This window comes from Pseudoalteromonas sp. S3431 (genome assembly GCF_000690035.1).
GTDB classification, from domain to species: Bacteria; Pseudomonadota; Gammaproteobacteria; order Enterobacterales; family Alteromonadaceae; genus Pseudoalteromonas; species Pseudoalteromonas fuliginea.
This window is the reverse complement of the sequence record NZ_JJNY01000015.1, coordinates 1-26,693: the sequence shown is the minus strand read 5'-3', so window position 1 is coordinate 26,693 and position 26,693 is coordinate 1. Positions and strand designations below refer to the sequence as shown.

Here is a 26,693-nt window from a genome sequence, read left to right as displayed (position 1 = left end):
ATCTTGTCTGAACTAATACAAATAAGGCGACTTAAAAGTAGCCTTATTTATCTTAATTATTAACTTACTTTTTTGGCCCATAACCCTTTATCAATGCCCTTTGTTATTAGGTCTGTAAGTGCTTTTTCTATTGCTTGGGTAACACAAATACTCATAGGTTCGTTATCACTAAAGCCAGCTTCTGCTTCAGCTAATCGTTTGTAACTTACGTACCTAAAAAATCCGGCACGCATTTCTTGGCTCAGTACTTTTTTGCTGGTTGCTACCGATAGTAATACTTGCCCTGTTCGTACATCAACAGCACGTAAGTATATTGAAATAGCATCTTCACGGTAAAGCTCTGATGCGCCTATTCCAAAGTATTCCATACCTAAACCACCTGTTTTTACATTGGTGTCGTAGCTAATAATACCGCCTTCTAAAATTATTTTGGCGGTTGTTAATGGGGGTAAATCTGGTTGATTTGGATTATCTGATTGAGCCGCTCGAATGATTTTTCGCTCTGTTAGTATATTTTGCAGACCCTCACGTTCAACCGGTGTAAACCAATCCGACTCATGTAAGGCTTGTATTAGTATTGAATTAGCCCCCTGAGTTACAGCGGTAGAAAATGAGCTCACATTTGTTTGCGGTTTATATTGACCTGTTTGATCTCTAAATGAATAAACTGAAACAGGAATACTACCCATGGGTTTGGGTAGGTTTTTTAAATCAGAAAAAATTTCTGTGGGTTCTAAGCTCATTGCTTGCTGCTGCTGTGGTGGTATTAAATTTCCCAAACTTGCGCAGCCCGTTAAGCTAAGAACTACAATTGTTATAAGTAGTTTATACATTATCCAAACCTCGGTACTTCAATGATCACCACGGTGTCATCAATTATATTTGTTATTCTTACGGTAATGCTATCTGTGGTACTGGTTATAACTTCTATTTGGTAATCGCCACTCATAAATATGGAATCTTGATTGAAAATACTGTCGTCTATGTTTTCACCAAACGCCATATCTGTTATTTCTCTTACCATTCGATTTAAGTAAGTGCGTTCTAAAGAATCTTGAAATTGCTCGGTGTAACTTTTTTCTATTACTGGCGCTTTATGTTTATTTTGAGCTTGTGCTTTGCTAAGTAGCATATTCGCATTGAGAGGATTACCGCCAAAGCTTGGGTTAATTGGGGTATAAATTATTTCAGTCGCGGCGGCTGAAAAGCTTAATGTTGTTATTATAAATATTATTATTCTCATTTTACCATCCATTTATGGCCATATCGGGAGACGACACTGCCATATTTTCACGAGCCATTGCATCAATTACGGTATACACGGCTTGTTCAACACGTTGATCTAGTGGCTCTAACCTTCGGCCTAAGTATGTTGCATACACCAGTCTATTGTTCATTATTAAAGAAAGTTTAGTGCCTGCTTTTGGGATTACTGTTTCTTTAATTTCAATATTAAACCCTGCAGTTGAGGGTAAGTCTCGCCAGTAATTTGAGAACTCGTAATAAAATTGATGACCAAAGCGACTAATGCTTCTATCGAGTAATAAACCGTCTATTTCCAACTCATCAGCTGCATAACCTGCAGTGCTAAAAGATAATGAAATTACGAATAAGAAACCAGCGAAGCTATTTTTTTTATTGTTCATAATTAAAAGGGGAGAGTTACTCTCCCCAACCTTTGCAATTACATTTGTGTAATTGTTGCCGTATTACCATCACCCATTTGAGTAACAGATACTGTACTGTTAAAGCCAATGACAGCGCCTTCAACAATATTATCGTTACCCAGCTGAGTTACGCTAAATGATACGTTTTCACCGCCAACTAAAAAGGCTGATTGCTCTGTTCCGCCAACCCAGTTATTTTCACCTTGTTGTGAAATATCAATGCTGTGGTCGTTGCCTTCAACCATTAAATCAATAACATTCATTTCGCCAGTTTGAGCAATATCAATTTGACTACCGTTACTGTCTAAAATGCCAGCAAGTGTTAGCATTGTTTCATTTAGAGAACCATCTTGAACAATATCAATATCGTTATCGTTTGAAGTAAGTGAAGTGTCTGGGTAAGACGACTCCACAACAGCGGTATTATCTTGGCCTGTTTGTGTTAGATTTATGTCGTTATCAGAGCCATTAAAGTTAACTAAATGTGCTGAGTTAAATTCACCTACCTGATCAATCGTAAATTCATTATCAGAACCTAACACGCCCATGTAAGCGTCATTGAACAAACCATTTTGATTACTTGTTAGCTCATTATTATCACCAATAAGTTCAGCGGTAGCAGTGTTGTATGTATCTACTTGAGTAATGGTTACTTCATTGTTTTGACCTTCAAATAACGCTGAGTCTGCGGTGTTGTTACTGCCTTCTTGGTCAATGTCTATTTCGTTATCATTACCCACAACCGCTGCAAATGTTACAGCATTTGTATTGCCATCTTGTTCAATGGAAAACTCGTTAGCGTCGCCAGAAATAGCACTGAGTGTTACCGCATTACGATCGCCATCTTGCTCAATATCAAGCTCGTTGTCGTTACCTTGTAAAGAACTGACTTTAAAGGTGTTCCAGTAACCTGCTTGCTCTAAATCGAGTGTATTCTGATCGCCAGTGAGCATTGTTATTTCAGCTTCATGCCATTCACCAGTTTGCAGCGAAGTTATTTCGTTGCCATTACCTTGCATATCCATGTTGTAGAACCAATGACCGCCAGTGCCTTGTTCTACTTCAATCAAGTTGTCATCACCAGTTACTGTATTTATAGCTTCGTTATTGACCAAAACACCTTGGCCAACCTGTGTTACAAGTAAGAGGTTATTATTACCAGTAACTTCGGTTATTAATCCATTCGCAGTACCATCTTGAGCGTATGCTTGTGAGTTGCTATCACCAATTGTAGTTACTTCAGCATAGTTACCAAACTGTGCTTGGGTTACTTCTGTATCGTTATTATTGCCTGTTGTTGTGACAAGCATGGTATTGCTATCGCCATTTTGTATTAACAATGCCGTATTGTTGTTTAATGTTTGAGCAAGTGTCATTGAATTAGCTGTACTTGCAATAGATACCTTGGTGTTAAGTTCAGAGCTAGATACTGATTTATTACCTGTTTCAGCATATGAGGCAAAGCTAGTACTCATTGCAATTGCAACCGCGCAGCTTAGAATTGATTTGTTCAACTTCATTATTTTTCTCCTTGAAATGATAAAATCAAACACCTTAAATGTTATAGGTTTTAATAAGGTATTTGCTGTCTCAGCATGCCGTGCCGATATAATGTTTTGTGATCCGCTTTAGTTACTTATGTAAGTGAGTGAAGCGAAATATATGATTATTGAGTAAAAACGAGTCTTGTCATAAAGCTAACACTGACAAAGTTTAAGCTTAAATTCATAATCAAGTACTAACTGTATTCCTCAATATGAATTTCTTAAATCATCATTTTTTACCAATTTTTTTTATTTTATATTTCAAATGGTTAAGCTTATAACCTTGCTTTTTTAGATTTTATTCGAAAAAAGCAGTAAAAAAACATGACCCTATATTGGGTAGAGGTAAGTGTAATAAATTCATTATAATGACTGTATTAGGTGTTTTTTTTTGCCAATTCTAGTTAAAAATAATGGTTTTTTGTTATTTTTAATCTTTATTACTTGTTTAATTTGGTGTTTGGTTGTTTGCTTATATCTTGCCATGTGATCCCTTGTACTTGAAGTAGTGAAAAACTTGCTTAGTGTTTCTAAGCCTTCCCTACTATGGATAGAACAATGAAAACAAAATTATCTATTATTACGCTCGCGCTACTACCTTGTTTAGCTTCTGCAAAGTTACCTGATGCAGGTGCACTGCAACAAGTTACTGCAAGTAGTGACTCTATAATTGTTAAATATAAAAAAAATACAACGCCACAAATGCGTAAACAAGTACGCGCTATGGTTAAAGCTAAAATATCGGATTTAAATAATGATGAGGTTGATGATAACTTTACGTCATTATTTTCGGGCCGTTTAGCTAAGTTTAAAGTCTCTGGTATGAGTACCAAAGAAGCTATTGAGCGTTTGAAGTCAAATCAAGCTATTGAATATGTAGAGCCAGATTACCGAGTGAGTATTGCTACAAGCTCTCCTAATGATCCTCGTTTTGATGAACTATGGGGTTTAAATAATGAGGGCCAAACAGGTGGTGTTACAGATGCCGATATTGATGCACCTGAAGCGTGGGACATTTCTATCGGTAGCCGCGATATTGTAGTGGGTGTTATTGATACAGGTGTTGATTATAGTCATCCCGATTTAGTTGATAACGCATGGGTTAATGCGGGCGAAATTGCTGGTGATGGTATTGATAATGACGGCAATGGTTATATTGATGATATTCATGGTATTAACGCGATTACAGATGCTGGCGACCCAATGGATGACCAAGGACATGGTTCTCATGTGTCAGGCACAATCGGTGCAAGCGGTAACAATTCAACGGGTATTGTAGGTGTAAACCAAGAAGTATCTATTGTTGGTTGTAAGTTTTTAGATGCGGCTGGTAATGGCTCAACATCAGATGCAATTAAGTGTATTGACTATATGGTTAACCTTAAAAATTCAGGTGTTAATTTACGTGTTCTAAACAATAGTTGGGGTGGTGGTGGTTTTAGCCAAGCTTTAGCTGATGCAATTACAGTAAGTGAGCAAGCTGACATTTTATTTGTTGCCGCTGCCGGTAATGATGCAGTTGATAATGATGCAAACCCGCATTACCCATCAAGCTATGAACACGAGAGTGTTTTTTCTATTGCGAGCACTGATAGCAGCGATAATTTATCTGACTTCTCACAATGGGGTTTAACCAGTGTTGATATGGGGGCACCCGGTAGTGCTATTTTATCAACAGTCCCGGGTAACGGTTATGCTACTTACTCAGGCACTTCAATGGCAACACCTCATGTTGCAGGTGTTGCTGCACTTGTGTTGTCAATCAACCCAGATTTAACAACCACAGAACTTAAACAGTTATTGATGAGCAGTGGTGATGTAAATACTGCATTACAAGGTAAAACGGTTGCTGGCACTCGACTCAATGCAAACCAAGCATTACTTGATGCAGACCCAACCCCGAGTTTTATAATGTCTGTGACACCTGTATCACAGCAAAAAACAGTAGGCGAAACTGCATCGTATACATTTGAAATAGGTTCTATTGCACAGTGGGATGGTGAAGTAACACTTGATCTAACATCTAGTCTTGGTGGTGCATATTTATCTGCATTAACAGCACGTCCAGGCGAAACAGTACAGCTTAGTGTTGAGACCGATGAAAATACGCCATGGGGTGATTATGAGTTTACTGTTACAGCAACATCAGATGATATTGTTAAAGAAAAAACAGTAAGTTTAATGTTACAACCTGCTGGTTTAAATGACTTTACGTATAGTAATGAAGAAAATCTACCGATCCCTGATAACGATCCATTAGGCGTTAATTCGGTTATCACAGTTGCTGATGATTTAACTATTTTTGGTACTTCAGCAGATGTAAATATCACACACACGTGGTCTGGCGATTTAGTACTTACACTTACTTCACCGCAAGGCTCTGAAGTCACTCTACAAAGTAATCAAGGTGGTAGCGAAGACGATATTGTTAAAACGTTTACATCAAGTGTATTTAATGGCGAAGTAGGAACCGGTGATTGGACATTAAATGTTGTCGATACGGCAGGTATAGATACAGGCAATATTAATAGTTGGTCACTTACGTTCAGTGCTATTGGTGAAGTAGGTTCACAACCACCTCTTGCTAGTTTCACTGTTGATACACAAGGGTTAACCGCTGCATTTGTAGACACAAGCAGTGATGCTAATAATGATATAACACAGTGGAGCTGGAACTTTGGTGATGGTGCAACATCAACTGACTCAAGACCAGTACATGCCTATGCCCAATCAGGTAGTTACGATGTAGAGTTAACTGTTACAGATAGTGAAGGTAATACTGATTCATTTACTCAAACGGTTGTTGTAAGTGACGTGACCCTTGAGCTGAACTTAAAACGCGCTAACAAAACACGTTTAGGTACAATGCGTGTAGAACTTAGCTGGGAAGAAGTGGGTGCAGAGTCATTAAGCGTTTACCGTAATGGCGAGTTAGTTGATACCGTTTCAGATAACGGTCGTTACCGTGATTACGTGCGTGGAGCTACGTTACCATCGTACGATTACCAATTATGTGTAACAGAAAATGTGTGTTCAAATATCATCACCGTTTCTTTTGAATAAACTTTATTACATCTAAAGTAATTTAAGCCCAGCAAAGCTGGGCTTTTTTATGTTTACGATGAGGGTAATAAGTAATTAGAATTTATTTTTAATGGATTACAGCTATGCTTTTTTATACGGGTGGGTTTTAAGCCAGTGCTCGGCTATTTGTTCACGCGTGGCAAACCAAACTTGCTCATGCGATCGGGCATATTCTAAAAACCGTGCTAATGCTTTTATTCTTCCTGGTCTGCCAATTAAGCGACAATGCAAACCTATCGACATCATTTTTGGGGCGTTTTCACCTTCTGGAGCGCCTTCCTCGTATAGTGTATCGAATGCATCTTTTAAGTAATTATAAAACTGATCGCCTGCGTTAAAACCTTGAACAGCGGCAAAGCGCATGTCGTTTACATCAAGCGTGTAGGGCACTATTAACTGTGGTTTACCTTCTTTAATACTGTAAAAAGGTAGGTCGTCGCTGTAATCGTCGGCATCATATAAAAAATTACCATTTTCAACTACAAGGGCTGCTGTGTTAGGGCTTGTGCGCCCTGTGTACCAACCTTTGGGCTTTTTACCTGTGAGCTTTTTAATGACATCAATGGCTTGTTGCATATGCTCGCGTTCGGTTTGCTTATCTATATTTTGATAATTAATCCAGCGCAGGCCATGGCTTGCAATTTCGTGGCCCGCTTCAACAAAGGCTTTAGCTACATCGGGGTGGCGCTCAAGGGCCATCGCCACTGCAAAAATGGTGACCGGTATATCGTATTTTTTAAATAAACGCAGTAGCCTCCACACGCCAGCGCGTGAGCCATATTCGTAAATAGACTCCATGCTTATATGGCGGTCTTCAACATGCGGGGCACTGACTATTTCAGACAAAAATGTTTCGGCCGCTGCATCACCATGTAATACACAGTTTTCGCCGCCTTCTTCGTAATTTAATACTACTTGCACGGCAATGCGGGCTTTATTAGGCCAGTTTGCATGGGGTACATCTGGACCATAACCAATTAAATCGCGCGGGTAGTTTTTAAAATGCTCACTCATTTTATTGCTCCTTTTTAAGTGCTGAGAGCCAAGCGCCTAGCGTTTCGCGCTCTGTGTCTGTCATTTTTGTCATATTGGCCAGTGGCATATCTTTGGTTATAACCGCGCGAGTATGAATAAGCGTGCTGGCTTTTTTTACATCACTAATAGAGTCGAGCTTAAAACCTAGCGGCGCTGTTTGAAAAAGCTCAGAGGTGGGTGTTTCGCTGTGGCACTGTGTACAGTGCTTACTAATTATATCCCACGCTTGTGCGTCGGTAATACTTGCTTGTAAAGGCGCGCTTTCGCCTGCATTTGTTGGTGTACTGGGCCAAGGGGCTATGGCGAGCATAAGAGCAAAAAAAGCTGCAATACCGCTTACAAGTACTGAGGGTTTATTAACGCCTTGATGCTTTAAGTTAAAGTAATGGCGTATCCACATACCAATACCAAACAGCGCAATTAAAATAAGCCAGCCAAAGTTGTGGCTATACGTGTAAGGAAAGTGATTGCTAAGCATTATAAATACTACAGGTAATGTGGCGTAGTTATTATGAATAGAACACAGCTTTGCCTTTAAACCTGGCGCTGAATCAGGGATTCTACCGGCTTCTACTTCACTTACCATATAGCGTTGGCCTGGCATAATAATGTGATACACATTACCCACCATACACGTGCCAATAAGTGCACCTACATGAATATACACAGCGCGGTCGCTAAATAATTGATCAACCCCAAAAGTCCACAGAGCTAATAAACCAATAACGACAGCAATAAACACTTTGCCGTTTTCAACCAGTGGGCTTTTACACAATAAACGATAAACACCATAGCCTAAGCCAATAAAACCAAGGGATGCGCCAATAGCTGCAAATTTACTTAGCTCACTTTTACTGTTATCAATTAAATACACATCGGCGCCAACATAATAAAGTAAGCTAAATAGTAATATACCGGTGATCCACGTTGTGTAGGCTTCCCACTTAAACCAATGCAGAGTATGAGGCATTTGTTCAGGGCCATTTTGATACTTAGCCACTTCGTAAAAGCCACCACCATGCACGGCCCATAAATCGCCTTTTATGCCTTTATCTATTTTCCACTGCGGTGGTGTTTGTAGGTTGTTATCAAGCCATGCAAAATAAAATGAAGCGCCAATCCATGCTATACCAGCAATAACATGAAAATAACGCAGTACTAAATGAGCAAGCTCAAATAAATAGTTTTCCATAACGGTTAAGCCTCTTCTAATACCGGTGAGCGGGTGTCTGAAAATTGATTGTTATCATCGCGCTTATACACACTTTTACCCATAATGTAGGTTTGCTCAACGCAGCGGTCGTCGCCTAACATCATCATTGCAAATAATTTTTCATGCAGGGTTTTGGCATGCTGTATTCTAAATTTTAAAAATGGGGTTGCTGAACAATCCATTACAATAAAATCGGCTTCACAACCGGCTTCAAAATTACCAATTGTCCCTTCTAAATCAAGTGCTCTGGCACCGCCGAGAGTTGCTAAATACAGCCCTTTAAATGCTGAAAACTTTTGACCTTGTAATTGCTGAATTTTATAAGCTTCGTTACCTGTTTGTAGCATAGAAAAGCTTGTTCCTGCGCCTACATCGGTACCCATGCCTACGTTTATACCGTGCTCTTCACAGGCTTTTAAATTTAAAAGTCCTGATCCTAAAAATAGGTTTGAGGTAGGGCAGTGCGATATTGCCGCATTGTTATCTGCAAGGCAGCAAAGCTCGCGCTCAGATAAATGAATACTATGGGCAAATACTGAGCGTTTACGTACCATTTTTGCTTGCTCGTACACGCCTAAGTAATCTTCAGCTTCTGGAAATAGCCCTTTAACCCATTCGCACTCGTCTTTGTTTTCCGATAGGTGTGTATGCAGGTAGGTGTCTGGGTATTCTTCAAGTAACTGAGTGCATTTTTGTAATTGTTCAGGGGTTGATGTGGGGGCAAAACGCGGTGTAACTGCGTAGCTTAGCCTGTCAACATTGTGCCATTTTTTTATTAGGGCTTTGGATTCGTCATAGCTTGTTTGCGCGCAATCAGATAAGTCGTCAGGGCAGTTACGGTCCATCATTACTTTACCGGCAATCATGCGTAAATTGCGTTTTTGTGATTCTTTAAAAAACGCATCAACCGATTGCGGATGCACTGTGCCAAATACAAGGGCAGTGGTTGTGCCATTGCGCAGCAGCTCGTCTAAAAAGCGGTTAGATATCTCTTTTGAATAATGCTTACATGTAAACTTTTTTTCGGTTGGGAAGGCGTATTCGGTGAGCCAACTTAGCAGTTGCTCGCCGTACGCACCCACCATTTCGGTTTGTGGTAAGTGTATATGGGTGTCAATCATACCAGGCATAACGAGTTTGCCATCGTGGCGGATAACACGTGCTGATTTATCAATTGTAGGTAATATGTCTTGCTCATAGCCAAGTTTAACTACCTTGCCGTGCTTGATAACTAATGCGCCCTTTTCAAAAAAACGATGGGCGTTTTCGCCAGAAATGGCAGGGTCGTCAACAAAGTCGAGTATATCGGCACAAACTACTGTTAAGTCATTATTGTTTTGTGTGCTCATAGTTAGCTACCTCTGTATGTAGAGTAGCCAAACGGGCTAAGCAACAATGGGATATGATGATGTTTAGTATCTTGTAATCTAAATGTTATTTGCGCCTCTGTGTAAAACGCAGGGGTAGGTTGGTTTTGGTAATAGCTATCTAAATCAAATACTAGCTTATAGGTTGCAAATTCTACTTCTGTATTTAGCCAATCAGTAATACGCCCATCGGAATCGGTTTTGCCTTGGGTTAGTTGTACCCATTCGTTATTTGTAAGTTTAAATAGCTTAACAGCAACATTTGCTGCTGGCTTTCCGGTGCTGGTATCAAGTATATGGGTGGTTATAGGGCTTTTGCTCATACTTTTATTCATAGCAGTGACTCCAATCTTATTTTTGTTATTTTGGCTTGTTCGCCCGCGGCTATATTTAGCTCTGTACTGCGGGTGTTGTGTATGCGCTGCTCTATGAGTTCGAGCATTTGTTCGGCCGTTTTACCGGTGGCGCACACAATAAAAATAAAGCCAAACTTGTTCAGGTACTCTTTATTAAGGGCAATCATTTTGGTAAGTACGGCTTCGTTTGCTTTACTCATACCCGATTGCTCATGCCCCGCTTTTTGTGCGGTAGCAGCGTATTTTTTGCTAAGGGTTGATAAGTCGCCTATTTGCGGGTGGCCTTCGAAGGCAGCTAAATAGTCGCTCTCGCCAAGGCTATCCCATATGCTTTGTGCGCATTCAAACAGCTGTTGAGCACTTTTAAATGGCATTGCTTTTATCATGCCCGCTACCCAGTTAGGGGCCGCGCAGCAATGCTCAAGTGCTTGTTTTGCTTGTGCATCATTTAGCGTATTTATTTGTAAACTGCTCATGCGTCTACTTCCTCCTGCGTGGTGCTAATTAAGGCATTTTTTAGTGTGCGCCATTGCAAGCCTTGGCGTTTTGGCGCTTGGGTTTGCATAGCCTGATAAAGGCCAATTAGCTGTCCACTAATCGAAATAGCCACTTCCATTGGTAATTTGCCCGTAATATTTTTAAGCCCAACAGGGCAGGTCATTTGTTGTATTTGAGCGGCTGTAAAATCGCGATGTGCTAGGCGTTGTTTAAAACGTTTTGCTTTAGTGTCAGAGCCAATAACGCCCAGCCAATTGGCATCAGCGCGTTTAATAATGGCTTGGGTGAGTGCAAAGTCGAGCTGGTGGTTATGGGTCAATATTAAGTAGTTGTTAGACTTAGGTGCACGCTTTACTTGTTCTGTGGGCTCTTCATCAACCACTTTTACTACGTTATTTGGAATAGTCTGTGGGAATACATCTGCGCGGCTATCTATCCAACGTATGCGCATAGGCAGCTGTGCCAATATACCAATAAGCGCTTGTGCTACATGGCCTGCGCCATAAATGTCGAGGGTAAAGCGCTCGCATTGCATGCATTCAAGCATAACGGTGGCAGCTCCGCCGCAGCACTGGCCTAAATTTGCACCTAGGTTAAATTGCTCAATTACTTGGGCGGCTTCGCCTTTGGCAAGTAGTTCGCGGGCTTTTTCTATTACTACGTATTCAAGGTGGCCACCGCCAAGAGTGTCGTAAATATGCTCGCCGCTTATTACCATTTTTGAGCCTGTGCCGCGTGGGGTTGAGCCATTTGTGCCAAGTACCGTGGCAATTACATAATTAGTGCCGCTTTGTTCGTGCTCGTTTATAGCCTGCGCCCAGTTTTGAGTATGAAAACCCTGAAACGACTCATTTAAATTAGTCATGTTGATGCTCCTTAAACCAACTAGCGGTTTGCTCAATTGCACTCAATACTCGCTCTGGGGTTGCGGGTGTATCCAGTGGGGCTGTGTATTTGTAATCAGCCACACTACTTATGGCATTACGAATAGCGCTCCATACACTAAAGGCCAGCATAAATGGCGGCTCGCCTACGGCTTTTGATCTAAACACGGTGGTTTCTGGATTTGCTGAGTTATAAAGATTGACGTTAAATTCGGCAGGTGTATCGCCAATGGCTGGTATTTTGTAGTTGGCTGGGCCAAAGCTTGCAAGCTGGCCTTTATCATTCCATTGTAAGTCTTCAGTTGTTAGCCAGCCCATACCTTGCACAAAGGCGCCTTCAATTTGCCCTATATCAAGTGCTGGATTAATTGAACTGCCTACATCGTGCAGTATATCAACGCGGGTTACCGTGTTTTCGCCAGTTAGGGTATCTACTTCTACTTCGCTGAGCGCTACGCCGTGAGCGTAGTAAAAAAATGGGCGGCCTTCACCTTTAGCTCTATCGTAATGAATTTTTGGTGTGGCGTAATAACCGGTAGATGAAAGCGATATACGATTCATATAAGCAAGATTTGCAAGTTCGCTAAAGCTAATTTCCCCTTTACTAAAAGTAATGAGGTTATCTTTAAATACAACAGTGTTGCTGTCTACTTCAAAGTGCTCGGTAATAAAATCAATTAAGCGCTCTTTTATTGTGTTTACTGCATTTAGCGCCGCCATACCGTTTAAGTCGGTACCGCTTGAAGCTGCTGTTGGCGAGGTGTTTGGCACTTTGTCGGTACGCGTAGCACTAATACTTACCGCGTTAAAATCCACCCCAAAGCCGTGGGCCACAATTTGCGCAATTTTGGTGTTTAGTCCTTGGCCCATTTCGGTGCCGCCGTGGTTTAAATGTATAGAACCATCGCTATATACATGTACTAATGCACCGGCTTGGTTTAAGTGTTGTACCGTAAACGATATACCGTATTTAACCGGCGTCATCGCAAGGCCTTTTTTGATAATAGGTGACGATACGTTAAATGCTTTAATAGCCTCTTTACGTGCCCAGTAGTCACCCGACTCCTCAAGCTGAGCAATCATATCTATTAAAATATGTTGCTCTACGGTTTGATGGTACGGCGTGGTATCGCGGCCTTTTTTATATAAATTGAGTTTTCGGATCTCAAGCGGATCTTTACCTAATTTAGCGGCTATATCGTCCATTATTAGCTCGCCCATAATCATTCCTTGCGGGCCACCAAACCCTCTAAATGCGGTATGGCTTACGGTATTTACTTTACAGCGATTACCCTTAATTGTGGCGGCTGGGTAGTAGTAGGCGTTATCGGCATGAAACATGGCGCGATCTACAATTGCATCCGATAAATCAGGCGAGTAGCCACAAAATCCGTTTACGGTAATGTCGGCACCTTCTATCAAGCCATTTTCGTCAAAACCAACATGGTATTGATTATAAAAAGGGTGGCGTTTACCGGTTAATTTAAAATCGTCGCTGCGGGCTAGGCGCATTTTTACTGCGCAGCCAAGGTGGTAAACCGCAAGGGCTGCAAGGCATGCCCATGGTGCGCCTTGGGTTTCTTTGCCGCCAAAAGCACCGCCCATACGGCGGGTTTCTACGTTTACAAAACTAAATGGCTTTTTTAAAATTTTAGCAACTAAGTGTTGAACCTCAGTAGGGTGTTGCGTAGAACATTGAACATGAATGCCCCCGTCGTTATCAGGTTGCGCTAGCGCTATTTGGCCTTCTAAATAAAAGTGTTCTTGCCCGCCTATGTTTATTTCACCTTTAAGCTGGTGGGTTGCGTTATTAATGGCGTTTTCGCTGTTACCACGGTTAAGTGAATGGGGCGGCCTTACCCAATGCTCTTTGCTAATGGCTTCTTTAATATCAAGTATGGGTGTAGTTTGCTCGCACTCAATAACCACTAAGCGTGCAGCGCGACGCGCTATTTCATAGGTGTCGGCAACGACAATTAATACAGGTTGCCCGTGGTATTGAATTTCATGGCTGGTCAGCAGTACATCACCAGGAAATACCGGGCCAATATCTAATTTACCCGGTACATCTTCGGCCGATAAAATACGTTTAACGCCTTCAACTGCCAGTGCGTGACTTGTATCAATTGATTTAATAAAGCCGCTTGTAACAGGGGCTAGCACTGGGTAAGCATGCAGGCAACCGTATGGCTCAGGGTTATCGTCGGCAAAATTTGCACTGCCACAAACTTGTTTAATAGCGCTTTCGTGATATTTAGACTGTCCAACGCTACCACCTTGCGCTTTTAGTTTATCCATTTCAAAGTGACGCATGTGAGATCCTCGTAATGGCAATGTTGTTATTGTTGCGTGCTTGCGACTCACAAAACTCAATACCAATGCGTTGTAATAAGTTTTTGCTTACCGTAGTGCGATAATGCGCACTGCTTCTTACATCGCTCATAGGTGTAAAGTCATCGTTAATAGCCGTTGCTGCGTCTATAAAGCTACTTACTTGTAACGATTGAGATATCAGCTTTTGCTCAATATGCTGCGCGCGCTTAGGAATAGCTGCCATACCGCCCATAGCGCAGCGGGCTTGAGTAATCATGTTTTGTGAATGCTCTATAGCAAGTACCAAACAAACGGTAGATATATCGTCTTCAAAGCGTTTTGATATTTTATGACACGCCAGTTTTAGTGACTCTGGGCGCTTTGGGATGGTGAACTTGCTAATTACTTCATCGCTTTTAAGAACTGTTTTTTTGTAATCAATAAAGTAGTCGGCAACTTTAATAGTGCGCGTACCAGCGCTGCTTAATAAATCCATTGATGCATTAAGAGCGATTAAAAGGGGAGCTGGATCGCCAATAGATGAGGCATTCCCTATGCTGCCACCAAGCGTGCCGCTGTTACGTACTTGGCTTGATCCTAAGCGTTCAAATAGCTCTTTTGACTCTGGGTAATGGTTATAAAATACCTCAACAAATTGGCTATAAGGTAGTGCTGCACCAATGTGTAACTCACCGTTATTATCTGCCAAGGTGCAAAGGTCCTTTACTTGGCTAAGGGAGATAATTACATCCGGTAAGAGCATGTTTTGGCTAAGCTCAATGGCAAAGTCGGTGCCACCAGCAACTAAATGTGCATAAGGATAAAGCGTTTTTAGCTCAACAAGTTGTTGGGCAGTTTGTGGTAAGTGAAATTTGCGAGGACCATTTTTTAAAAATGGAATATCGTCATCATATTGCGTATTAAGTGATGCTTTAAATTGAACGGCCATTGCTGAGTACGGTTCAGCTTTACGCTCATAGCTATAGGCTTTTTCGGCTGCAAGTAATATTGGGCTATAACCTGTACAACGGCATAAGTTACCGCCAAGTGCATGAATAACCGCTTTTTTACCAGGGTACGTTGGCTCATTAATATAAAGAGCCAACAAACTCATTATTATACCGGGCGTGCAAAAACCACATTGCGAACCATGGCACTCTACCAGTGCACGTTGTACGGGGTGTAAATCGGTTAAGTTTGGGTACAAGCCAGTAGTCACAGCCTCTACTGTTACTATATGTTTTGCATGCGCATTACCTAATAACAATAAACAGCTGTTCATTGTTTTGTATTGCCAACTAGTTTGCCCGTTTGCATTTATACGCTCTTCACCTACTAAAATTGTGCACGCGCCACAGTCGCCAGTTGCACACCCTTCTTTGGTGCCCACTTTCCCTTTTTTGGTGCGTAGCCAGCCCAAAATGGTGAGACTTGGCGAACATTCTTGTACTTCAATTGGCGTGTTATTTAATAAAAATTGAATCACACAGACCCCCTTAATTTTTATAAAGCCATGATATATAAAGGCTTGGCGTATGTTTTTTCTTGTTGTTTGCGCACGGGTAACAAAAATACTTTTTAATCTTTAGTTAGCTTATTGCAGTTACTATGCCATTGTTGACCGCTTGGTCAGTTAGTGGTTCGAAGCGGCAAAATTGTCGAGGTGTAGGTAATAGCGGCGTAGCCTTAAAAATAAAGCTCGGTAAAGTGGATGCTTTTAATATGTGGGTCCAAAGGTGAAAATGGTGCTGGTAAAAACACATTTATGAAAATGCTTTATGGTGTGATTAAACCTGACCAAGGGGACATGTTTTTTATAATGGATATAAAAGAACTTGCTGATACGCGCGATTTAGCAGCACGCTTGCGGTTCGAGTTATAACAACGTCAACACGTTATGGTATGTTATTAAAATCACATAAACATTTGAATAACCTAAATTAATTGTGTTAAATTACGATTAAATGAAAATGCGGACTTGATTTAAATGGACTCTCAAATTGATTTTTCTACCTACACTTTAGATGAGCTTTACTCATCAGCGGAAGCTATAGATCGCGAAGCCTACCCAGATCGAGCAAAAGAAATAGACAACTTAATTAAAACGCGAGAAGCACAGAGCCCATCTGAAAATATTGTATCAAAAGTAGCAGGAGAAAAAGCAACGCGCTCAGATAGGCTAGTGGCTGCTATTGTTGATGGCGTTTTAGGTGTTGTTTGTTTTATACCTGTATTCATACTCGTAGGGTTTGATAATTTAAGCCAACCAACACTTACTTTATCTGCAGGTTTGCTAGGTTATGGCATATTAAGCACGTTAGTGCTTCATGGTTACCTTATGTACCAACGCGGACAAACAATTGGTAAATCTTTTATGTCTATCCGCATTGAAAATTTAGATGGTACACAAGCAAGCTTTACTACAATTTACTTTAAACGCATGCTTTCTATGCAACTATTATCACTTGCACCTTCGGTAGGTCAGTTTATAGCAGGTCTTGTTAATCCATTATTTATACTTGGAAAAGATAAACGATGTTTACATGATCATTTAGCGGGAACAAAAGTGAGTTATGTAGATTAATCAGGATATTAATTATGGCAACTTTGCCCGGATTTAAGTTTGATTAACAAAAGTTACAAAATGGCGTATTTCACTAAATTGGTAATATAATTAAAAAACCTTACCGATTTTTTTGACTAGTAACCAAGGATGATTATGAAAAACAACACACAGCTAATTTTAGCACTAGCGGCTTCTTTAATTTGTTACTCAACATATATATTATTCATTGGTTTTCTTACCGCGGCGAAAATCAATGAGGTGATAAATGAGAATATTTAGGAAAACAAACGAGTTTGATAAACTGTCGAGGCGTTACGCATGTATTAAATGTGGTACTTGGGTGAGCATAAAAGCCCAAAACTGTATGCAGTGCCAGCATAGTTTTACCAATAATGATAAAAGCTCAATGCAAACACTCTATAATCAAAATAAAGAACAAAATTGGCAACATGCAATATTGCCTATTATTTTTGTAATATTGGTAATAGCTTTATTGTTCATTTAATTTTTGCTTAAAATTTAAAAGTGCTCGGCTGCAACTCTGTAACAAAATCCCTCTGTACTTTAACGTGTAAAAACTACCCATAATTAAAATAATTACTCTTGTTAATCTTTCACTAAATATCACATAGCTAATATTTTTTAATAAATGAAATAAGCTTATAAATTTCAGTCACTTAAATTGTGGGTTTGTTTATATTCACTCAGTTTTTTGGCACGTAAGTTGATACAACTCCTTATAAATTTTAAAAAGGAACTACCATGACTGCTGAATACTTTATGGTACTAGGATTACTCGGTGTCGCATTTTTTGCTGTTGCAGGCGCGTTGCTTGGGTATGAGAAAAATATTAGCGGCTTTGGTGTCGTAGTGGTGGCAACGGTTACTGCATTAGGGGGCGGCACCCTCAGAGATATACTTTTAAACAAACCGGTATTTTGGATTGCTACCCCAGAGTATTTATATTCGACCTATGGGGCCGTTATAGCTGCGGTTGTATTTATTCGATACTTACCGCGCGTTAATAATTACTATTTTTTATTAGTAGACGCTGTTGGTATGGCGTTATTTAATATTATGGGGATAGAAAAAGCACTCATTAATGGCTCTGGCATGGTGGTCGCAATTACCATGGGCATTACTACAGGTATATTTGGTGGTTTAATACGCGACGTAATTTGCCGTGAGGTGCCAACTGTTATGCGCAGCGAACCTTACGCCTCTGCGTGTTTAGCGGGTGGTGCAGTTTATGCCGCTTTATTTAGCCTTAATGTAGATTACATTTGGTGTATTTTAGGCTCATTTTTCACGACTATTTTTTTAAGATTAGGCTCTTTGCATTGGGGTTGGCATTTAACTATTTTCAGAAAAAAAGACTTCAGAGATCAAAGCGACTAATTTTAGCTACGAGTAGCCCGCGTTTGCATGTAGTACTCGTAATTATTCTCATCAGTTATAGTAAAACCCAGCCGCTTATAATGTCCTAATGCTGGGTTGTTTTTAAGCACTGTGAGTTTAATCGGTTTTGACTGCGCACTTGTAATAACTTGTTCAATAACAGCTTTCCCATACCCTTTATTTTGATGCAGTGGATGTATTTGTAATTGCATTATTTCAACGTATTGAGCGTGCGTTTGGTATTTTAAAGTACCAATTGGTACCTCATTTATAACTATAAGATGGGAGCAGTCATATTGATCATTAAGCCTTAAAACATGCTGTTGATCTGTTATACCAATCCGCAATAATACTTAATCATTTTGCGGGGCTAAACGTGTCGCTACCTGCGTTAAAAAATGCTCATTTAGAACAACTAAATAGCGAATTTTTTGCCTAGCTATCAACACGTTTTTCCAGCCTCAAAATAGATCACTTAATTAAGCGAATTGGTATTAAAAATAACCCGGCACTTTCTAAGTGTTCAATCATAGTCAGTTTTCTGATGTTTAATAAGTAGTCTCGGTCTGAATATGCTGCCTTTATGAATTTAAAAACCATAGTGCTCCCTTGCAACAGCCCCAATGTTTATATTTTTAGGGCTGAAGCATTTGAATTTGTACTAAACTCAAGTGCGCAGTATTAAATGTGCAAGCCAAACTAACAAAGGCAATACTACCAATACCCAAGTGCTTTCCACCAAAGCCCGCCAACAATTCCCCATACACTTAAATTAATAACGCTCATTATAAGGCCCATTACCCACCAGTCTTTTAACGATACATAGCCTGAGCCAAACACTATGGGTGATGTGCCTGTTGCGTAATGCGTTAACGACATCATCAGTGATGAAGCGCCAGCTAACAGTAAACCTAAAAATAAAGGCGGAGCGCCAAGCGCCAAACCTGCGGCGTAAAATGCGGCAAACATAGCAGTAATATGTGCTGTGGTACTGGCAAAAAAGTAATGAGCGTAAAAATACACAGCTACCAGTATAATAGCCGATACAATCCAGTCAAAGCCCAGTTGCGCAATGTTGCTCTCAACAAGTGTTGAAAACCACGTTACCAAACCTAGTTTATTTAAAAAAGTGGCCATCATTACTAATGCTGAAAACCAAACAACAGTATCCCACGCAGACTTTTCTTTAAGTACATCGTCCCAGCTTAATACACCAGTGACTAATAAAACCGACAAGCCTAAAAAAGCCACTGCGGTAGTATTAACCGCGTAGTCAGCCCCTAAAATCATTGCAGGTACGCCGGCCCATAAAACAAGCAACATAGCAAAAACACCCACCATTATTTTTTCGCCATAACTCATTGGGCCCATTTCAGTTAATTTAGATTCTGCGTAGGTTTTAGCGTCGGGCGTACTTTTAACTTCAGGTGGGTAAATGGCATAAACAACCAAAGGCACAAGGGCAATACATAGCAAACCAGGAACAAGCGCTGCCAGCGCCCATGTACTCCAAGTAATACTGATATTTGCACCGGTAGCATCAGCAATCAGCTTTACAATTAGCGGGTTTGGCGCAGTCGCTGTAATAAACATAGCTGATGTAATAGGGTTTATATGGTAGCTCACTAAAGCAAGGTAGTGCCCAATTTTACGAGAGGTGCCTTCCTCAGGAGACGAGCCAAAACTTGTTGCTATCGACTTCATTATTGGGTGAATAATAGCGCCGCCTCGCGCGGTATTGCTTGGCGTTACAGGCGCTATAACAAGTTCAGAAAGTGCGAGTGCATAGCCAATACCAACTGTTTTTTTACCAAAAAGAGAAATAAAATTATAGCCAATACGATTTCCCAAACCTGTTTTAGCTAAACCCCGAGAAATAATAATAGCAATACCAATCAACCAAATTAATGAATTAGAAAAGCCACTTAATGCATCTTTAATAGCGCCAGATGGGCTGTCATTAGTTACCCCGGTTAACGCAACAGAAGTAATCGCTAAAATAGCAATGGCGCCGATTGGCATTGCTTTACCAATAATGGCAACTACAGTACCAATAAATAAAGCGAGCAAATGCCATGCGTTTTCGGTAACACCCTGCGGAGGTGGTACAGCAAACCAAAGTAGTAAAACAATGGCTATAGAAATCAGTCCAGAGGTAACTCGAATATCAGTACCCTTCATTAAAAATGTCCCTAAGTTTTAGAAATGAATGCATTCTGTTTATTGAAAAGGCAACGTTATTCTACTTCATTTAATAATAAAAAAGATGACGCACATCATATGAATATTAGACTTATTTAATTTTATTAATAAAGAGGAAATAAACTATAAACTAAAGTGATTGATTACATTACCCGATAAGAGCTTACAGTGTGCTTAATCAACTCATATTTTTTAAGAGTTAGTTTGAATTGTTTTATCGGCTCGTAAGGTCTTTGTAAACCTCAACGAATACTTGGAAATACAATGAACTTAAAACTAACCAATAACGTGATTACTTTTTTATTAACGAGTAGCTTTTTACTACTTGGCTTGTCGTTTGCGTTAGGAGCAAACCCTAATACGTTAACGGCTACGTTTAGTTTTTATGGCGTTGATTCGCTAATGTCTGTATCTGCGTTAGGTTTAATTAGTGGCTCCTTTATGATTGCCTTAGCGTTTGCCACCGTGCTCGCTCACCTTAAACTAATGAAACCTACGCCAGCACTTTTACTTGCAGCAATTATAAGTTTGGTTGCATTACTTACCTTGTTTGCCAGTAACCGTTGGATGGCGCAACTTGGTGGCTTTCCAATCATTGGTAGTGGGCAGGGCATAATTAAATACTTTGCAGTAGTGCCTTTGTATTTGTTTTTGTTTTATAAAGACAAACTTACCGACAAACAACACGTACTTTTAAACTTTATACCGGTTGCTATGGTTTTATTGTGGATTGGCGGCATGAAGTTTTATGAATTTGAAGCAAAAGGCATTGTAAGTTTAGTAGAAACCTCACCGTTTATGTCGTGGTTATACACGGTATTTAGCGTACAAGGCGCGTCTAACGTGATTGGCGGGTTTGATGTATTATTTGCTGTGTTATTGGGCTTAGGGCTATTTTTAAATAATAAAAAGCTAATTATTGTAAGTGGCTTAGCGTGTTTAAGCGTATTTATGATGACCCAAACATTCTTAATTACCGCCACCGGTGCATTTAGTTCTTCCACTTTATTGGATCGTTTAGGGCAGTTTGTAATTAAAGATCTTTGGTATATAGCCAACCTTGTTGTTATTGCTTTTTTAATGATTTTTAAACCGGCTAAATAAAGAGGTCGTCATGATCAGTTGCAACCAATACGACTACATCGAAATTGCTTGTATGCACCATTTAAGCATTGAGCTTATATTAAAAAATGGCGATGGTGTATGTGGCGTAGCAACTGATACAAAGCGCAATGCTAATAGAGACGAATGCATAGTTGTTAGCGTAAATAGCGAGTTGCAACTCATTGTGCTTACTACAATTAGTGTACTTAAAGCGCGTGAGGAAAATCCATACTTTGACCATGTGAACTTTGATGTAAAGTAAACACTTTACTCATTCGTTTTTATCATAAATATCTCAGCGAGTCTGTATCAATCAATATGTTTATGGCTCGCTTATCTAACCAATGCTTTAGCTAATTACGCGCTAAATACATAAAGCCAAAATTTTCCTATTACTTTCTTTTATTCTTTACTCGAGTTTTTCCACCGAACAAGTCTAAACGCCAACTATTAAGCGTATAAAAATGCTAATCCAGTATAAGTAAGCCTCAATAAGCCTTAACTAGCGCTTAGTATCCGTACGTTTGTTAATTATGGTCGTAAAAGGTAGCTACATAAATAAAGCTAACTGACAGAGCCAGCTGTTTAAATAAACAGCTATTTTAATTTTGTCCAATAACATTATTAAAAGTCGTTTTGGTGAAAAATAACAAAGGCCTTTATATAACATGCCTAATTACTTGTTTACATTAAAGTTAGTTAGTGGAATTATTGAACAAAGTAATATACGCCGTTTTGGGGCGTTATAAACCCCCAGAGTGGTGTTCAGAAGCTGTTAGGCTTTTTATCTACCCAGGAGATTAATTTGAGTTTCAATAAACAAGATATGACAATTCGTTATGACGAAACAGCTACTTTTTTTGACGGCTGTCTATACGTGGATATTGATCATACGGATGGTCAAAAAGCAGTAAGTGTTACGGTAGGATTTGATGGATTTGACTCTCAAACTATCACCCTAGAGCGAGGTCAAACACATGTATTTAACTTTGGTCTTATTTTTGAATTTAGGATTTTTAAAATTGAGAGCTACACGGTAAACATTCAAATTGGGGAAAAGAAAGTTAGTAATAGTATCTGCAGTGTTTTAGCTAATTCAGATCTATTTAGCGTATCAGATTCGGATGAAAAATTTTCTTCAAGTGAAATAAATGAACTTAAGTCTAAATTGGAATCTATGGAGAGTGAGTTACACTCCATGTACGAATTCACTAAAGAACAAGCTGAGTTTACTAGAAAAGCGTTCGATTTAATAAATAAAAATCTTGAAAATAGCACTAAAACTAGTTGGAGACAAACAACATATAGCATCATAACTAGTGTCACATGTGCAGTAGCTCCAGAACATTTTGAACAAGTTGCAAGTCTTTATGGTACCGCGAAAGAACACATTATTCCGATTTTTAATGCATTAACTAACAAAAGCTAACAAGCTGTTAAACAAGGATAAAAAATAGTTGGTTTTGCTCCTCCGTCGCTAATTTTAACCATCTGTTTCTTGCCTGTTAAATGACGTTATATGTCAGTGTTGCTCATAGTCAGTGGTTACAATTTTAAAGGATTATTATATGTCAGAAGAAATGAATAGCATTGATGTTTCAATTGAAGCATTAGAGAGTTATGTTGGTAAAAACCAAGAATCAGCTCGAAGACTTTTAACTTATTTAATGATGTTCAGTATTTCAATCTTGATGGTCATTATGATGTTATACATTTTTCCGACGGCATTTTTGAAAACGGCAGAGGTAACGGCTAAAACTGAAGTTTCAAGAATACCAGAAAGTGTATTGTATGGTTTGTTTGTCATTTTTGTTGTTGTATTCGGTGTTTTAATGGCTGTGTATCGCTTTCATTTAAATGAAATTGCACGCTCAGAACATTATAAAATGGGGTTTATGCGAATCCGCGTAGCCGCTAATAATCATACAGATCAGGGTTTTAATTCTGAGGTAAGAGAGTCCCTAACAAATGATGCTTTTATATATAATCCTTCGACAGTGTTTTCATCTAAAGACAAAAAAGTAGACAGTCCTTTACCTGGACACCCATCCTCAGATTTAACAGCAATAGTACTTAATAAATTACTTGATGGTATTGACCTTAAGAAAAAGTAACAAAAATATAACAACACGCCCTGAGGTGGACAGCAAGCGCTAAAGCTCACTTTTCACCGCAAATTTTAACAGCGGTGAGCTCTTACTTTTCAATGCATTTAAGTAAGTTGATTCATCGTAGGGCGTATGTGTTTTCCAGCACCTAAATAGGATTCGTATCCATTAAAATGCCAATGATCTGATGATGGTATTATGGGATTTTCTTTTGGCCTCTTGCTGCCAACTATCTTGGTCAATTAACGGTGCTTTAGCCCAAAATAAATAACGCACAGATAATCCTGCTCATTCTAGAAAGAGTAAAAAGGTACCCACACTAAATTTTTCAGTAATACCTTCCAAAACGCCAATTAAAACAACACCAAACACTTCATTATATGCTGCGTAAAAGCACAGTAATCGATTGAACCAAAATAGGAACTCAGCTATGGTTTGTTTATCAAAAAAATAAAAAACGAGTTAATCTACAGGCTCGTTAAGATTAAAGAAACTAATTAATTGAATCTGGCTGTTAGAGCTATTCTACAGCCTCGTTGTATTGCTAAAGGATTATCGTGAAATACTCTAGGATTGTACTCTTTTCAGTAGGCTTGTATTTATTGCTAGTTGCTTTATCAACAATAGCAACAAAGATTGTTGGCTTTGATGAAATGACTCAAAGTACCTCATTAACTTTTACTTATTACGTCCTCGGATTTGTAACCTCTTTAATCGTTTATTGTTACCTAGGCTATAAGCAAACAGTGAGCCCCTATAAACAAGCCTTTTTAGTTGCGGCGGTTTATTGGTTTATTGATCTAAGTGTCGGTGCCTTACTATACATTTTATTAGAAATATCAATGGATCCTCTGATATATTTAATTCCAGCTTTTCTGCATGTTATTGCTGTTTTATTAGGGACATTACTTGGTATTCAATTACGTCGTAAAAGAGTTGAGGGTAAATAAATCGTAAAAGAACAAAAAAAGCTGGTTTTTGCTCTTTCATCCTAACCTTAGATAACAACCTTACGGCCTATTTATTCGGCATAAGTAAAAAAGGAATTTAAATTTGCTATTCGATTGGTTTAGCTCTGAAAAGCCAAATGTTTATTTGGGATCGTTAGCTGTAGCTAATAGCAGCCATTTTTCTAAGGTAGAGTCGTTTTTTTATATAACGGGCGATTCACTACAAGATCATATGCACAAGAAGCTTGAAGATATTTTTTGTCTTCACAGTATTTCGTCTATTAAAGAGCCTAAAAAGTCAGATATTGGTTTAGATGTTGTTATAGTTACTTTGCATGGTGGTGATGCATTCACTATAGATTTTGATACAGCTATTATTCCGCTATTTTGGCGACCAAAAGTTAAGTTAGTATCGCGCTTGTATAACATTAAACACAACAAAACGATTAAAACGTTCAGCGTTTCTAAATCTGTTACGTGGCGCGAATTCATAGCTAAAAAATTTAGCTTAAGAGGCTTTTTTCGTTGGGGTCCTTTGTATCATAACGAAGACATGGAAATACTGTTGTATAAAGCATGCTACGAGTTATTAAATAAAATGCGAAAGGCTATTTAACCAGTAGCCAATAAGAATAATTAAAATAAGATAAAAATACATTTTGCTCTTGGTGAACATTATTACAAACAAAATAGGAACTCAGCTATGGTTTGTTTATCAATAAAAACAAATAAAAAACGAGTTAATCTAAAGGCTCGTTATGTTTTCAGGGAGTCCGTAGTTGAATTCAAGTAACTGGGATAATGCTGTAATAAAAAGTATTGGCTATGTTGGTATAGGAATCCCTGTATGGTTTTTATTCAATGGGCTGGCACCTTCATCACTTGGTGATATTTCTGGACTTGCCGTTACTTTTTTACTTTATATTGGCGTTTACCTACTAATTTCTATCGTTGGTTGGTTAGTGGTTGGCTTTCCTGTTCACTGGTTTTCAAAAAAGTACACTAACGGCTCTTATGCTTTTTATATCGCAATACCACTAATAGTTGTGGTTGATGGCTTGTTTAATAACACCCCTCAAATATTAGGTTTGGCGGCATTATTCCAAGCCTTTTTGTTTAGGTATTATCTGTACAAAAAAACATAACAAAATAATTTGACATCATCCATCCTAAATTTTGCTACGCACTAAGAAGAGTAAGCCCTTTCAACCTAAATTAAAGCTGTTCAACCACCCGTAATACCTTACAAGATGCCAATTAAAACAACATCAAACCCTTTTATATTCTGCGTAAAAATACAGTAATCGATTGAACCAAAATAGGAACTCAGCTATGGTTTATTTATCAATAAAAACAAATAAAAACAAATAAAAAACGAGTTAATCTACAGGCTCGTTATGTAACTACGTGAGGAGAGATGATGAACAAGGAAACTATAGGGAAATACGTCGCAGTTTTGGGATTATTGCTTTTCTGGGCACCTCTTTGGGGAATTGTTGATTCGTATTTAATTATGTCCACTTCATTTCAAGAGATAACGCTGTTTGGAAGTAATGAACCTAAAATATCACAAGAAGAAATGTCATCAACAGCTTTGTCTACAGCAACAGGGTTCATCTTATTTTTAGTTGCACTTTGCTTTTTAACATTTTCCGTTGTGGGCTTAAACTATCGAACTAAGTGGCTTTTTTGGGCACTAATAATATATTCAACATTGTTACTCTTCATGTTCCCTGTTGGTACAGTGTTAGGAGTAACTGTGCTGGCAGCGCTAGTTTTGAACAGGGAAAAATTTGGACTTGACGGTGACCTTACATAACAAAACCATTAACCAGATTTGTGCAAGAGCGCCACAAATCTGGTTATGGCAGGCGTTAGCTTTCTAAGAGGGTTTCGAGTTGAGAACAATATTTAGCTTTATTTTAGCCTCTTTAGTTGTTGCATTTTTAGCGCCAATGGCAATTGAAATGAAATTTACTATTATTCCTTTTGGTATATTTATTTGGACGTTAATAGTTGTTCTAATTTTAGTTCCAGTAACAGCATTTCCAATTTATAAATTTATCACTAAAAGTTGTGATTATTCGCTAAATACAGTGCTCAAATCTTCAGTTATATCTACTTGCTTAGTTTCTTTCTTTTTTGTTTTCCCTTCAGGTTTAGATAGCTCAATTATTAATGGTAAGGTATTGGTCGAAAATGGTTCAATTACGTTAATAGGTTATGGATATAGCTTTTTACAATTGTTTTTATTTTCTATAGTAGGCCTTGTTGCTGGTATTGTATTTTACGTTTCAAAAATAGAGTTAAACAAAAGCTAAAGAATTAGGATGAAATTCATTCTAACTTTTACATAAATAATAAATTAAAGCAGCGGGTTAAGTGGTAATCCCCCCATTTTTAA

General features: G+C 38.9%; 27 protein-coding genes and 1 pseudogene. 13 read left to right on the top strand and 15 right to left on the bottom strand.

The window, feature by feature from the left end; translation table 11 throughout:
* Positions 1 to 59: 59 nt before the first annotated feature.
* Genes DO88_RS14445 through DO88_RS14460 form a run of 4 tightly spaced genes read right to left on the bottom strand, consistent with a single transcriptional unit; the run spans position 60 to position 3,187 of the window.
* Positions 60 to 833, bottom strand: coding sequence for a CsgG/HfaB family protein (locus tag DO88_RS14445; RefSeq protein WP_007378428.1), 774 nt, complete (start codon positions 831 to 833; stop codon positions 60 to 62).
* On the bottom strand, positions 833 to 1,255 hold the full coding sequence (locus DO88_RS14450; protein ID WP_033015061.1) for a curli assembly protein CsgF: 423 nt from the start codon (positions 1,253 to 1,255) through the stop codon (positions 833 to 835). The genes DO88_RS14445 and DO88_RS14450 overlap by 1 nt, the downstream gene beginning before the upstream one ends.
* On the bottom strand, positions 1,245 to 1,646 hold the full coding sequence (locus DO88_RS14455; protein ID WP_007378426.1) for a curli production assembly/transport protein CsgE: 402 nt from the start codon (positions 1,644 to 1,646) through the stop codon (positions 1,245 to 1,247). Before DO88_RS14455 ends, DO88_RS14450 begins: the two co-directional genes overlap by 11 nt.
* A gap of 38 nt (positions 1,647 to 1,684) precedes the next feature.
* Entirely contained in the window at positions 1,685 to 3,187 is a 1,503-nt protein-coding gene (locus DO88_RS14460; protein ID WP_007378425.1) for a curlin, read from the bottom strand.
* Between the two features lie 582 nt (positions 3,188 to 3,769).
* On the opposite strand from DO88_RS14460, the gene DO88_RS14465 reads away from it, so the two are divergent.
* Entirely contained in the window at positions 3,770 to 6,274 is a 2,505-nt protein-coding gene (locus DO88_RS14465) for a S8 family serine peptidase (protein WP_007378423.1), read from the top strand.
* Positions 6,275 to 6,376: 102 nt separating this feature from the next.
* Here DO88_RS14465 and puuE read toward each other — a convergent pair whose 3' ends face one another.
* Genes puuE through xdhA form a run of 8 tightly spaced genes read right to left on the bottom strand, consistent with a single transcriptional unit; the run spans position 6,377 to position 15,447 of the window.
* Positions 6,377 to 7,309, bottom strand: a complete 933-nt coding sequence (gene puuE, locus DO88_RS14470; RefSeq protein ID WP_033038257.1) for an allantoinase PuuE — start codon at positions 7,307 to 7,309, stop codon at positions 6,377 to 6,379.
* Between the two features lies 1 nt (position 7,310).
* Complete coding sequence (locus tag DO88_RS14475; RefSeq protein ID WP_007378421.1) at positions 7,311 to 8,522, bottom strand: urate hydroxylase PuuD; 1,212 nt, start codon at positions 8,520 to 8,522, stop codon at positions 7,311 to 7,313.
* Positions 8,523 to 8,527: 5 nt separating this feature from the next.
* The gene (guaD, locus tag DO88_RS14480) at positions 8,528 to 9,892 is read right to left on the bottom strand and encodes a guanine deaminase (protein ID WP_007378420.1); all 1,365 of its coding nucleotides are present in this window, start codon (positions 9,890 to 9,892) and stop codon (positions 8,528 to 8,530) included.
* Positions 9,893 to 9,894: 2 nt separating this feature from the next.
* Positions 9,895 to 10,245 carry a hydroxyisourate hydrolase gene (uraH, locus tag DO88_RS14485; protein ID WP_033038256.1) on the bottom strand — a complete coding sequence of 117 codons (351 nt, stop codon included), beginning with the start codon at positions 10,243 to 10,245 and terminating at the stop codon, positions 9,895 to 9,897.
* Positions 10,242 to 10,742 carry a 2-oxo-4-hydroxy-4-carboxy-5-ureidoimidazoline decarboxylase gene (gene uraD / locus DO88_RS14490; protein WP_007378418.1) on the bottom strand — a complete coding sequence of 167 codons (501 nt, stop codon included), beginning with the start codon at positions 10,740 to 10,742 and terminating at the stop codon, positions 10,242 to 10,244. Before uraD ends, uraH begins: the two co-directional genes overlap by 4 nt.
* Positions 10,739 to 11,629 (bottom strand): xanthine dehydrogenase accessory protein XdhC, encoded by an 891-nt coding sequence (gene xdhC / locus DO88_RS14495; RefSeq protein ID WP_007378417.1) that lies wholly within the window; start codon positions 11,627 to 11,629, stop codon positions 10,739 to 10,741. Before xdhC ends, uraD begins: the two co-directional genes overlap by 4 nt.
* Positions 11,622 to 13,961 carry a xanthine dehydrogenase molybdopterin binding subunit gene (xdhB, locus tag DO88_RS14500; protein WP_033038254.1) on the bottom strand — a complete coding sequence of 780 codons (2,340 nt, stop codon included), beginning with the start codon at positions 13,959 to 13,961 and terminating at the stop codon, positions 11,622 to 11,624. The genes xdhC and xdhB overlap by 8 nt, the downstream gene beginning before the upstream one ends.
* Positions 13,948 to 15,447: a xanthine dehydrogenase small subunit gene (gene xdhA / locus DO88_RS14505; protein ID WP_033038253.1), complete on the bottom strand. Its 1,500-nt coding sequence runs from the start codon at positions 15,445 to 15,447 to the stop codon at positions 13,948 to 13,950. The genes xdhB and xdhA overlap by 14 nt, the downstream gene beginning before the upstream one ends.
* Before the next feature lie 225 nt (positions 15,448 to 15,672).
* On the opposite strand from xdhA, the gene DO88_RS18880 reads away from it, so the two are divergent.
* The 3 genes from DO88_RS18880 to DO88_RS14520 all read left to right on the top strand — a co-directional run bounded on the left by DO88_RS18880 (position 15,673) and on the right by DO88_RS14520 (position 17,925).
* Positions 15,673 to 15,843, top strand: coding sequence for an ATP-binding cassette domain-containing protein (locus DO88_RS18880; RefSeq protein ID WP_157600356.1), 171 nt, complete (start codon positions 15,673 to 15,675; stop codon positions 15,841 to 15,843).
* A gap of 105 nt (positions 15,844 to 15,948) precedes the next feature.
* The gene (locus DO88_RS14510; RefSeq protein ID WP_033038251.1) at positions 15,949 to 16,545 is read left to right on the top strand and encodes an RDD family protein; all 597 of its coding nucleotides are present in this window, start codon (positions 15,949 to 15,951) and stop codon (positions 16,543 to 16,545) included.
* Positions 16,546 to 17,289: 744 nt separating this feature from the next.
* Positions 17,290 to 17,925 carry a trimeric intracellular cation channel family protein gene (locus DO88_RS14520; RefSeq protein ID WP_007378411.1) on the top strand — a complete coding sequence of 212 codons (636 nt, stop codon included), beginning with the start codon at positions 17,290 to 17,292 and terminating at the stop codon, positions 17,923 to 17,925.
* A gap of 2 nt (positions 17,926 to 17,927) precedes the next feature.
* Here DO88_RS14520 and DO88_RS14525 read toward each other — a convergent pair whose 3' ends face one another.
* Both DO88_RS14525 and DO88_RS14530 read right to left on the bottom strand, forming a co-directional pair.
* Positions 17,928 to 18,272, bottom strand: coding sequence for a GNAT family N-acetyltransferase (locus tag DO88_RS14525; protein ID WP_033038249.1), 345 nt, complete (start codon positions 18,270 to 18,272; stop codon positions 17,928 to 17,930).
* A 367-nt stretch (positions 18,273 to 18,639) separates the two neighbouring features.
* A complete protein-coding gene (locus tag DO88_RS14530) occupies positions 18,640 to 20,106 on the bottom strand; it encodes a DASS family sodium-coupled anion symporter (RefSeq protein ID WP_033038247.1) in 1,467 nt (488 codons plus the stop codon).
* A gap of 285 nt (positions 20,107 to 20,391) precedes the next feature.
* Between DO88_RS14530 and DO88_RS14535 the strand changes: the two genes are divergently transcribed.
* The 4 genes from DO88_RS14535 (at position 20,392) to DO88_RS14550 (ending at position 23,345) form a co-directional block, all read left to right on the top strand.
* Positions 20,392 to 21,231, top strand: a complete 840-nt coding sequence (locus DO88_RS14535) for a DUF417 family protein (protein ID WP_033038246.1) — start codon at positions 20,392 to 20,394, stop codon at positions 21,229 to 21,231.
* Positions 21,232 to 21,241: 10 nt separating this feature from the next.
* Positions 21,242 to 21,493, top strand: coding sequence for a Rho-binding antiterminator (locus tag DO88_RS14540; protein ID WP_033038244.1), 252 nt, complete (start codon positions 21,242 to 21,244; stop codon positions 21,491 to 21,493).
* 543 nt (positions 21,494 to 22,036) lie between these two features.
* A complete protein-coding gene (locus DO88_RS14545) occupies positions 22,037 to 22,660 on the top strand; it encodes a hypothetical protein (protein ID WP_033038243.1) in 624 nt (207 codons plus the stop codon).
* Positions 22,661 to 22,799: 139 nt separating this feature from the next.
* Entirely contained in the window at positions 22,800 to 23,345 is a 546-nt protein-coding gene (locus tag DO88_RS14550; RefSeq protein WP_033038242.1) for a hypothetical protein, read from the top strand.
* A 39-nt stretch (positions 23,346 to 23,384) separates the two neighbouring features.
* Here the strand turns inward: DO88_RS14550 and DO88_RS19225 are convergent.
* Positions 23,385 to 23,627 (bottom strand): annotated as a pseudogene (locus DO88_RS19225) (IS110 family transposase); the annotation flags it as partial.
* 314 nt (positions 23,628 to 23,941) lie between these two features.
* On the opposite strand from DO88_RS19225, the gene DO88_RS14555 reads away from it, so the two are divergent.
* The 5 genes from DO88_RS14555 (at position 23,942) to DO88_RS14575 (ending at position 26,610) form a co-directional block, all read left to right on the top strand.
* Positions 23,942 to 24,289 carry a hypothetical protein gene (locus DO88_RS14555; RefSeq protein WP_033038259.1) on the top strand — a complete coding sequence of 116 codons (348 nt, stop codon included), beginning with the start codon at positions 23,942 to 23,944 and terminating at the stop codon, positions 24,287 to 24,289.
* 103 nt (positions 24,290 to 24,392) lie between these two features.
* Positions 24,393 to 24,905, top strand: a complete 513-nt coding sequence (locus DO88_RS14560; protein ID WP_033038241.1) for a hypothetical protein — start codon at positions 24,393 to 24,395, stop codon at positions 24,903 to 24,905.
* A gap of 163 nt (positions 24,906 to 25,068) precedes the next feature.
* Positions 25,069 to 25,434 carry a hypothetical protein gene (locus DO88_RS14565; RefSeq protein ID WP_033038240.1) on the top strand — a complete coding sequence of 122 codons (366 nt, stop codon included), beginning with the start codon at positions 25,069 to 25,071 and terminating at the stop codon, positions 25,432 to 25,434.
* A gap of 275 nt (positions 25,435 to 25,709) precedes the next feature.
* Positions 25,710 to 26,108 (top strand): hypothetical protein, encoded by a 399-nt coding sequence (locus tag DO88_RS14570; protein WP_033038239.1) that lies wholly within the window; start codon positions 25,710 to 25,712, stop codon positions 26,106 to 26,108.
* Between the two features lie 79 nt (positions 26,109 to 26,187).
* Positions 26,188 to 26,610, top strand: coding sequence for a hypothetical protein (locus DO88_RS14575; RefSeq protein ID WP_024593235.1), 423 nt, complete (start codon positions 26,188 to 26,190; stop codon positions 26,608 to 26,610).
* Positions 26,611 to 26,693: the final 83 nt, after the last annotated feature.

What these genes read in the sequence shown, in the direction of transcription:
- DO88_RS14460 (WP_007378425.1), bottom strand. Translation starts at nt 3,187, where the DNA reads ATGAAGTTGAACAAATCAATTCTAAGCTGCGCGGTTGCAATTGCAATG.
- DO88_RS14550 (WP_033038242.1), top strand. Translation starts at nt 22,800, where the DNA reads ATGTCAGAAGAAATGAATAGCATTGATGTTTCAATTGAAGCATTAGAG.
- DO88_RS14540 (WP_033038244.1), top strand. Translation starts at nt 21,242, where the DNA reads ATGATCAGTTGCAACCAATACGACTACATCGAAATTGCTTGTATGCAC.
- DO88_RS14535 (WP_033038246.1), top strand. Translation starts at nt 20,392, where the DNA reads ATGAACTTAAAACTAACCAATAACGTGATTACTTTTTTATTAACGAGT.
- DO88_RS14465 (WP_007378423.1), top strand. Translation starts at nt 3,770, where the DNA reads ATGAAAACAAAATTATCTATTATTACGCTCGCGCTACTACCTTGTTTA.
- DO88_RS18880 (WP_157600356.1), top strand. Translation starts at nt 15,673, where the DNA reads ATGCTTTTAATATGTGGGTCCAAAGGTGAAAATGGTGCTGGTAAAAAC.
- uraD (WP_007378418.1), bottom strand. Translation starts at nt 10,742, where the DNA reads ATGAGCAGTTTACAAATAAATACGCTAAATGATGCACAAGCAAAACAA.
- DO88_RS14520 (WP_007378411.1), top strand. Translation starts at nt 17,290, where the DNA reads ATGACTGCTGAATACTTTATGGTACTAGGATTACTCGGTGTCGCATTT.
- DO88_RS14530 (WP_033038247.1), bottom strand. Translation starts at nt 20,106, where the DNA reads ATGAAGGGTACTGATATTCGAGTTACCTCTGGACTGATTTCTATAGCC.
- DO88_RS14570 (WP_033038239.1), top strand. Translation starts at nt 25,710, where the DNA reads ATGAACAAGGAAACTATAGGGAAATACGTCGCAGTTTTGGGATTATTG.
- uraH (WP_033038256.1), bottom strand. Translation starts at nt 10,245, where the DNA reads ATGAATAAAAGTATGAGCAAAAGCCCTATAACCACCCATATACTTGAT.
- DO88_RS14455 (WP_007378426.1), bottom strand. Translation starts at nt 1,646, where the DNA reads ATGAACAATAAAAAAAATAGCTTCGCTGGTTTCTTATTCGTAATTTCA.
- xdhC (WP_007378417.1), bottom strand. Translation starts at nt 11,629, where the DNA reads ATGACTAATTTAAATGAGTCGTTTCAGGGTTTTCATACTCAAAACTGG.
- DO88_RS14475 (WP_007378421.1), bottom strand. Translation starts at nt 8,522, where the DNA reads ATGGAAAACTATTTATTTGAGCTTGCTCATTTAGTACTGCGTTATTTT.
- DO88_RS14510 (WP_033038251.1), top strand. Translation starts at nt 15,949, where the DNA reads ATGGACTCTCAAATTGATTTTTCTACCTACACTTTAGATGAGCTTTAC.
- DO88_RS14445 (WP_007378428.1), bottom strand. Translation starts at nt 833, where the DNA reads ATGTATAAACTACTTATAACAATTGTAGTTCTTAGCTTAACGGGCTGC.
- xdhB (WP_033038254.1), bottom strand. Translation starts at nt 13,961, where the DNA reads ATGCGTCACTTTGAAATGGATAAACTAAAAGCGCAAGGTGGTAGCGTT.
- guaD (WP_007378420.1), bottom strand. Translation starts at nt 9,892, where the DNA reads ATGAGCACACAAAACAATAATGACTTAACAGTAGTTTGTGCCGATATA.
- DO88_RS14450 (WP_033015061.1), bottom strand. Translation starts at nt 1,255, where the DNA reads ATGGATGGTAAAATGAGAATAATAATATTTATAATAACAACATTAAGC.
- puuE (WP_033038257.1), bottom strand. Translation starts at nt 7,309, where the DNA reads ATGAGTGAGCATTTTAAAAACTACCCGCGCGATTTAATTGGTTATGGT.